Genomic DNA, 7317 nt, shown 5'->3' with positions numbered 1-7317 from the left:
GTTACTTCAACAGTATCACCGACTTCTGCATCACTTGGTACTTTCACTTTCACTGAGCCATCAGTACTTGATGGAGTCACTTCCGGTGCACTTGGTGCAGTGGTATCTGGTGTTGCAGCGTTATTACCCGCATTCGCTTTAGCTGGTGTGCTTTCGTTACCTGCTGGGTCTTTCGCCTGTGCAGTCACTTCAGAACCATCTTTCACTTTATCTTGTGGAATCGTGGTGCTGTCTTTACCTGCTTCAACGTTTGGTACTGTTTCAGGTTTGTCTGAAGTCCAGCTGCCATCCGGCTGTTTAGTTAAGGTGACTTTTTCAGGGGTGTCAGAGCCTTCAGGGGTTACTGTTACTTCTACAGTATCACCTGCTTCTGCATCACTTGGCACTTTCACTTTCACTGAGCCATCAGTACTTGATGGAGTCACTTCCGGTGCGCTTGGTGCTGTCGTATCTGGTGTTGCTGGGTTGTTGCCCGCATTCACTGTACCTTCTTCACCTGCGTTACCCGCAGTGTCCGTTGCTTTCGCTTTCACTGGCGAACCATCTTGTACTTTATCCGCCGGAATCGTTGCTTTGCCGGTTGCCGGGTCTACCGCAACATCCGGGTTGCTTGAAGTCCAAGTGCCGTCTTCACCTTTGGTTAAGGTGGCGGTTTTCGGGGTGCCCGCTTCATCGGTGTAGCTCACTTCTACAGACTTGGTATCCGCATCTGCCGGAGGAGTCACTTCCACTGAGCCATTGTCTTTCGCTGTCACAGCTGGTTTAGCCGGTGCAGTGGTGTCAGGATTACTAGATCCCTTTCCACCACTTGCAGCTGCAATAATGCCACCTACTGCAGCCACTCCGGCTGCAGCCCACAGCCAATTAGGATTAAACGCCCAAAATGGTGTTGCTACACTGTTACCACCCAATGCCTGAGGGGCAAATACTTGTTCTGCCAACAAGGTAACCGCATCACTTTCAACGCCGCTTTGCGGTACATAGGCGTAGTATCGGCCGTTTTCTGCCTTACCCAAAAGTAATTCGGTATTATTGTTTTCGTAATAGCCTTCCAATACTAAATCGGATTCTTGATTAATGTCGGTGCCTTCAAATGCAACGTGAAGGTCGTTACCAATACGTTTGGTATCGATAGTTTCTGGAGCGTATTGGGTATTGTCGTCAACCAATTCGTAGTTCACATTCGGTTGCGCTTTGATAATGACTTTTTTATTCGTTGCGTTCAGTTTGACGGTCTCAACGGTTTCGTTGCCACTATTGATTTTTACGCTGATATTCTTTGACATGGATTTTCCCTTTTAAATTTGTTTAGTTGGCCGCGCAGGCTGTTTCGTTAATGCGTGAAATTGTGTGGGCTTGATGCTTGAGTTTCTTTAACGCTTCTTGTGCTGTTGCTGCATCAACCTCTTTGATTTGAGGCACTGAAACGTTTGTTGCATCAATTTGATAATAGTGTACTGATTGTTCTGTTAGGCTTACGTTGAGTCTTGTTGCAGGCTTGGCTGCTACGTAATGCGCTTCGAAAGTTGTAGGTTTGGCGCAAATTTCTGTTTTTGCAAAACCGCCTACTTGGAGAGACGACAGGTATTCGCCATTGACTTTGATATTGACTGCCGTTGGGTTTACGCCCGTATCGACACGATAGAAAACCAATCCGGCTTGATTTGCCTGCAGCTTGATTTGGGATGATTGGTTATCAAAATTCGACCATTTGTTGTTGCTTAATGTACAGGCAGACAGCATAGATACTGCCAAAACTGCCGCAGCCGTCAGTTTGGAAAGTTGCATCGTTTAAATTCCTCGCAATTATTAATAGAATGGACATGAGTCCTTCCCTGTTTTAGATCTTATACGCAAACTGCCACTGGTCAGGCTTCAATCTTTACTCTTTACCCTAGAAATAGCCCATAAGAACGCAACTCGCATATATACTTCTAATTATATATATCATTTGTAATAAAAGCATTACAATTACAAAAACTTTATAAATAGTTACTGTAGTTTTATATTTTATATGCATTTTTAGGGAATTTTATTAACTGATGAATGTATGCATGTTTCTACTTAACGCCTTTAGCATGTTATAGTAGGTTGAAATTTAATGAAGATTTAAATCAAATCTAAAAACAAAAGCATAGATTGCATTTGTCATTAATATGATATTTAAAATAATGTGAACTGTTTTGTAATGAAGATTTTACATTAGATAAGAAACTCCAAATATCTACCCTAACTGCCTTCAATTGAAAAATATAACTATACTTTTCTAACAGCTTAATTACTGATAAAACTGGCCAATCTTAAATCTAAATCACTCTTTACCAAAATCCAAACGCAAAAAAACCTGCTTTTTTCAAAGCAGGTTTTTTTTTGCGTTTGGTGGGTCGTGAGCGATTCGAACGCTCGACCAACGGATTAAAAGTCCGCTGCTCTACCGACTGAGCTAACGACCCGATAAGCTGTGCATTATAGAGATGGGGCGCACAGCTGTCAACACCTTTTTTAAACTTTTTTATTCGACGACGATTTTCGGGAAGCGGCTGCTGAAGTCTTTGCCTTTATCGGCAATGGCCAGCGCGATTTGGAAGGCGGCTTCGGTGTAGATGTCGGCGATGGTTTGGTTGTTTTCAAACAAGGCCGAAGATGTGCCGCTGTCCATGGCTTCGCGTACAGGCAGGCTCAATGGAAGTTGGCCGAGCAACGGTACGTTCAAATGCTCTGCCAAGTTTTTGCCACCTTCTGCGCCAAAGATTGCTTCGGCATGGCCGCAGTTGGAGCAGATATGGACAGACATGTTTTCCAAAACGCCCAAAATCGGGATATTGACTTTATTGAACATATCCACGGCTTTGCGTGCATCAATCAGGGCAATGTCTTGCGGCGTGGTGACGACAACGGAGCCGGTCACGGGGATTTTTTGCGACAGGGTCAATTGGATATCGCCAGTACCGGGCGGCAGGTCGATGAAGAGATAGTCGACATTGTCCCACTCGCTTTGGAACATAAGCTGTTGCAAGGCTTGGCTGACCATCGGGCCGCGCCAAACCACGGCTTGGTCGGTATCGACCAGGAAACCGATGGACATCACTTGAATGCCGCTTTCAGCTTCAACGGGAATGAGTTTTTTGTTTTGTTGATCGGGTTTGCGGTCTCGTACGCCGAGCATGGTGGGCTGGCTTGGGCCGTACAGGTCGGCATCGAGTACGCCGACGCGTGCGCCCATTCTGGCCATTGCGGTGGCAAGGTTGGCAGTGGTCGTTGATTTGCCGACGCCGCCTTTGCCGGATGCAACGGCGATGATGTTTTTCACGCCTTTGATGGTTGCTACGCCGGGTTGAACTTTATGCGTACCGATTTCGGTATCGATACTCAAGTGAATGTGGGTATCGCCGGTATGCGAAATGACGGTTTCTTGAACGGCGTTGGCAATGTCTGCGGCAATATGGGCAACTGGGAACGCGAATTTCAGACCGATATGCAGGCCGTCTGAATGCTCTTCCAGAAGCGAAACGGCTTTTTCGCTGCCCAAAGTGCGTATTGTGGTGGGAATCAACACGGCATCGAGTGCGGTTCGGATGGCTGGAATATTCATAATCTGCCTCTTGAATGTGGGAAATTGTTTGATGTGCGCGATTTGCCTGCCTGACAAATCTGCTGAATTATACCCTTGAACGCCATGCAAGGGATACGCCCGAAAAACTTCAGGCTGCCTGAATCATCGGGCAGCCTGAAAAAAGGGTCAACTGAAACGCGGCCTTATTCGCTCAAGAGCGCAATGTCGGCAACTGCGTTCATTTGTTCTGCCAAGCGGTTCAGCAGGTTCAAACGGTTTTGCTTCACGGCGGCATCTTCGGCCATCACCATCACACCGTCGAAGAAGGCATCGACTTGCGGTTTGACGGAAGCCAGTTCGGACAAAGCAGTTTGGAAATTGCCTTCGGCAACGGCGGCGGAGATTTTCGGCTGCAAACCTTGCGCGGCGGCGTACAGGGCTTTTTCTTCGTCTTGTTGCAGCAGGCTTTCGTTAACCGCGCCCAACTCGGCATCGGCTTTTTTCAGCAGGTTTTGCACGCGTTTGTTGGCGGCGGCCAATGCGGCGGCTTCGGGCAGCTGTTTGAACGCGGCAACGGCTTGCAGTTTAGCGGTCAAATCGTCCAAACGGCGCGGATGTTTGGCGAGTACGGCGGCAACGATGTCTTGCGGATAATCGTTTTGCAGCAACACGGCCAAACGCGCCTGCATGAAGTCGGCGGTTTCAGACGGCGTTTTTTCGTTGAGCAAACCTTTGGGGAAGCTGTCAAAGGCCGTCTGAATCAGTTCGTTTACATCCAAACCGTACTGCATCAGCATCCGCAAAATACCCAAGGCGGCACGGCGCAGGGCGTATGGGTCTTTGTCGCCGGTCGGAATCAGGCCGATGCCCCAAATGCCGACCAAGGTTTCCAATTTGTCGGCCAAAGCAACGGCGGTTGCCACTTTGCCGTTCGGCAGGTTGTCGCCGGCAAAACGCGGTTGGTAGTGTTGCTCGATGGCTTCGGCGATTTCTTCGGTTTCGCCGTCCAAGCGGGCATAGTATTTGCCCATGGTGCCTTGCAATTCTGGGAACTCGCCGACCATTTCGGTTACCAAGTCGGCTTTGGCCAAACGTGCGGCGCGCTCGGCTGCGGCGGCATCCGCACCCAATGCTTTGGCGATATGGGCGGCGATGCTTTGCAGGCGTTCGATGCGTTCGGCCTGCGAACCGATTTTGTTGTGGTAAACCACGCTGGACAATTTCGGCAGGCGGCTTTCCAAAGTCGCTTTTTGGTCTTGCTTGTAGAAGAACTCGGCATCAGACAGGCGCGCGCGCAAAACGCGTTCGTTGCCTTGGATGATGTGCGACGGGTCTTCGGTTTGCAGGTTGGAGACCAGCAGGAAGCGGTTCATCAGCTTGCCGTTTTGGTCGAGCAGCGGGAAGTATTTTTGGTTTTGCTGCATGGTCAGAATCAGGCATTCTTGCGGCACGGCGAGGAAATGTTCTTCGAAACCTGCTTCCAATACCACAGGCCATTCGACCAATGCAGTCACTTCGTCCAACAATGCTTCATCGGCGGCAACGGTGGCTTTCAGACGGCCTGCCTGCTCGTTCAAGGCCGTCTGAATGGCGGCTTTGCGCTCGGCAAACGAAGCAACGACTTTGCCTTGCTCGCGCATTTGGGCGGCGTAGCTGTCGGCATTTTCAATGGCGATTTCGCCGCTGGAGAGGAAGCGGTGACCCAATGTTTTGTTGCCGCTTTGCAGACCCAAAACGCTGACGTTGACGATGTCGCCGCCGTGCAGCACTATCAGGCTGTGTACAGGGCGCACGAAGGTGAATGTGCTGCTGCCCCAACGCATAACTTTAGGAATCGGCAATTTTTTCACTGCAGCATTGATGATGTCTTCCAAAAGCTCGCCCAGCGGTTTGCCAGTTTGGACGTATTCATAGGCGTACACGTCTTGCTTGCCGTCGTTGATGACGGTCAAGTCTTCGATTTTCGCCCCCGCACCGCGCGCAAAACCTTCCAAAGCCTTAGTCGGCGCACCGTCTTTCATGGCATTCGCCACGGCCGGGCCTTTTTTCACGATTTTTTGGTCGGCTTGAACGGCCTTCACGTTTTTGACTTGAACGGCCAAACGGCGCGGAGAAGCATAGGTAGTGTATTCGGCTGCGCCGTCAATCAGTTGCGCCTTTTCCAAGCCTTCGGCAACGGAAGCGGCAAAATGGTTGCCCAGATTATTGAGGGCTTTTGGCGGGAGTTCTTCAGTGAGAAGTTCGATTAAAAGGGTTTGGGTTGTCATGTGCTTATCGTTAAATAGGAAATTGGTTGGCGTCTGAATACGGCATCATGCGGTTTTCAGACGCAAGGTTAATTGAATTGACGGCGATTTTATCATTTTCAGACGGCCTGTGGCTGTCTTTCACAAACAATTTGCCCGATTTTCAAGCCACTTTGTCCGCAACGTCTTCAATTTGCGGCGCGGATATACGGCAAACCGCTGGTTTCGTCGTATTCGGGAATGTCGCCTCCGGCAAACAGCGCACTGGCCAAACGCACGGCCGCACCGGTAACGGCTGGGGAAATCATAAAGCCGTGGCGGAACAGGCCGTTGACTTCAATCAGGCGGTGTTCGCGGTTGAAGCGGATTTCGGGATTGTGGTGGTTTAAAGTCGGGCGCAGGCCGGTGGCCAGTTCCAAAAGGTTCGCCTCGCCAAATGCCGGATGCACGGCATACAGCGCAGACAAAAGTTCCAAACCGGAACGCACGCTGGCCGGCGCTTGGCTTTCGCTTTCGATTTGGGTCGCACCAATCACAAAAATATGGTTTTCCTTCGGCGCGATATACAAAGGATAGCGCGGATGCAGCAGGCGCACGGGGCGGGACAGCTCAATTTCGGGGGCGTAAACGCGCGCCACTTCGCCGCGAACGCCGCGCAAAACACTTTCAGACGGCCTGTTCCACGCGCTCTTTGCACCATAACCGCGGCAGTCGATGACCCAATCATATTGCGCCGCCAAATCTTCGACTTCGCGTTCGCACGACCAATGACACGCCACATTCATTGATTCCAAAGCATCGGCAAGCGCATTCAATACTTGCCGTCCGTCCAGTTGCCCTTCTGTCGGCAGATACAGGCCGTCTGAAAACCGCCCTGCCAGTTGCGGCTCGTTTGCTGCGATTTCATCCGCGTTCCAACGTATGGTTTCATGTTCCGCCACGCCGCCGCGCTTCAAATGACGGGCAAACTCGGCAGAAAGCGGCTTGTCTTGCGTGTGCCAGACAATCAGGCTGCCGTTTTCCTGCATCATCACCGGCGTATTCAGACGGCCGACAATCGCGCGCCAAAGCGCAATGCTTTGTTTGCCCAAACGGATGACTTCGGGCGTTGCCTCCACCGCTTCGGCAGACGGCGCCAACATGGCCGCAGCAACATAAGCGGCGGCTTGCGCGCCGTTGCGTTCGCCTTTCTCAAACAACTCGACCAAAATGCCCTGCTCTGCCAATTGGAACGCAATAAGGCGACCGGAAAGGCCGCCGCCGAGTACAGCAATCTTAGACATTAGTTTCTCCTTGTTTTTAATATGAAAATGAACTGCATATTTTAGAACTTGTTTTGCTTTATCACAATATCGACACAAAATGAGAACAGTTTTTGCAGATCATGTTCGGGCTGAATCAGTAATACGTAAACAAAAATCTTCCCTCAAGCTGCCAATCAGCTTGAGACCTTTGCAAAATTCCCCAAAATCCCCTAAATTCCCACCAAGACATTTAGGGGATTTTCCATGAGCACCT

Annotated in this window: 5 protein-coding genes and 1 tRNA gene; all 6 read right to left on the bottom strand. The window is 50.1% G+C overall.

The genetic code is table 11. The features are described 5' to 3' along the window. A partial coding sequence (locus ACTHS4_RS11280; RefSeq protein WP_440365953.1) for a hypothetical protein occupies positions 1-1286 on the bottom strand: 1286 nt, incomplete at its 3' end. 22 nt (positions 1287-1308) lie between these two features. Continuing rightward, positions 1309-1788 (bottom strand): hypothetical protein, encoded by a 480-nt coding sequence (locus tag ACTHS4_RS11275; RefSeq protein WP_204788568.1) that lies wholly within the window; start codon positions 1786-1788, stop codon positions 1309-1311. Positions 1789-2377: 589 nt separating this feature from the next. Further along, positions 2378-2453, bottom strand: a tRNA-Lys gene (locus ACTHS4_RS11270). Between the two features lie 59 nt (positions 2454-2512). Then, positions 2513-3592 carry an iron-sulfur cluster carrier protein ApbC gene (gene apbC / locus ACTHS4_RS11265; RefSeq protein ID WP_440365952.1) on the bottom strand — a complete coding sequence of 360 codons (1080 nt, stop codon included), beginning with the start codon at positions 3590-3592 and terminating at the stop codon, positions 2513-2515. A 164-nt stretch (positions 3593-3756) separates the two neighbouring features. Next, positions 3757-5820: a glycine--tRNA ligase subunit beta gene (gene glyS / locus ACTHS4_RS11260; RefSeq protein WP_070826033.1), complete on the bottom strand. Its 2064-nt coding sequence runs from the start codon at positions 5818-5820 to the stop codon at positions 3757-3759. Positions 5821-5987: 167 nt separating this feature from the next. Continuing rightward, positions 5988-7082 (bottom strand): FAD-dependent oxidoreductase, encoded by a 1095-nt coding sequence (locus ACTHS4_RS11255; protein ID WP_070826032.1) that lies wholly within the window; start codon positions 7080-7082, stop codon positions 5988-5990. Positions 7083-7317: the final 235 nt, after the last annotated feature.

This window comes from Neisseria sp. P0014.S009, assembly GCF_051958155.1.
Classification (GTDB): domain Bacteria; phylum Pseudomonadota; class Gammaproteobacteria; order Burkholderiales; family Neisseriaceae; genus Neisseria; species Neisseria flavescens_C.
This window is presented reverse-complemented; position numbering and strand designations above follow the sequence as displayed.

Excerpts from the sequence above, each read along its gene's own strand:
- ACTHS4_RS11275 (WP_204788568.1), bottom strand. The coding sequence starts at position 1,788 with ATGCAACTTTCCAAACTGACGGCTGCGGCAGTTTTGGCAGTATCTATG.
- apbC (WP_440365952.1), bottom strand. The coding sequence starts at position 3,592 with ATGAATATTCCAGCCATCCGAACCGCACTCGATGCCGTGTTGATTCCC.
- glyS (WP_070826033.1), bottom strand. The coding sequence starts at position 5,820 with ATGACAACCCAAACCCTTTTAATCGAACTTCTCACTGAAGAACTCCCG.
- ACTHS4_RS11255 (WP_070826032.1), bottom strand. The coding sequence starts at position 7,082 with ATGTCTAAGATTGCTGTACTCGGCGGCGGCCTTTCCGGTCGCCTTATT.